This window comes from Novacetimonas hansenii JCM 7643 (genome assembly GCF_000964405.1).
In the GTDB taxonomy this organism is placed as follows: Bacteria; Pseudomonadota; Alphaproteobacteria; order Acetobacterales; family Acetobacteraceae; genus Novacetimonas; species Novacetimonas hansenii.
This window is the reverse complement of sequence record NZ_BANE01000110.1, coordinates 1-749: the sequence shown is the minus strand read 5'-3', so window position 1 is coordinate 749 and position 749 is coordinate 1. Positions and strand designations below refer to the sequence as shown.

Annotated in this window: 1 protein-coding gene; it reads left to right on the top strand. The window is 57.3% G+C overall.

Annotation, left to right across the window (positions count from 1 at the left end; translation table 11 throughout):
• Positions 1 to 443: 443 nt before the first annotated feature.
• Positions 444 to 749: hypothetical protein (locus tag B7G66_RS18185; protein ID WP_200146822.1), on the top strand; the 306-nt coding region annotated here is incomplete at its 3' end.

The following is a 749-nucleotide window of genomic DNA, read 5'->3' as shown; positions in this document are numbered from 1 at the left end:
ATTTCAGGATGTTATCGCGCCTGACTTTTCAAACAGTCTCTTAATGAATGAAATAGGCAGGTATAGGCACCGGAATTGACGGGTTTCCCAAGGGGGGGGCGGCAGGATCGGGTTTTTGTGTCAATCGGGAACGTTTCCATCTGATGTGATTTTTTCAGAATACGAAGTTTCCCAAGGATTTTTGAAAAAAGATTGACCGGGAACCTTGATGATTTCAGTGGCGCGGCCCTGCCTTTTCAGGTGGCGTCTTGCCATGCATACGCTTTGTTATTGAATGGGTGGGTACTCTTTCCGTTTCCTGATCGCCTGCCCGCCGGGCCGGAGGCGGATGCGGTGGGGAATGGGGGGACGTGCCATAGGATGGTCATCCCCGCGCCTTGTTCTGATCCGGGTTCTGGCGGATGATTGTGATGAAACAGGATCGACAGTGGAAAGACAGTAATATGAAACCCATCAGACTTGTGCCGGTGCTGGCAATGGCTGGCGCGTTGTGCGCGTGTGTCGGTCCGGGTGGGCCGGGCGGGTACGGCGGCAATTATTACGGCGGATATGATTATTACAGCGGGTATGGCGGTTATGGCGGCTATTACACGCGTGATTATTATGGTGGTTATCCGTCCTATGGCGATCGTGGGCGTGGCCGTGGTGGCCCAGGTGGCGGTTTTGGTGGTGGCCGTGGCGGCGGTTTCGGCGGCGGCAGGCAACCCGGTGGCCCCGGTGGTGGCGGCGGCGGCGGTCCGGGGGGCGGC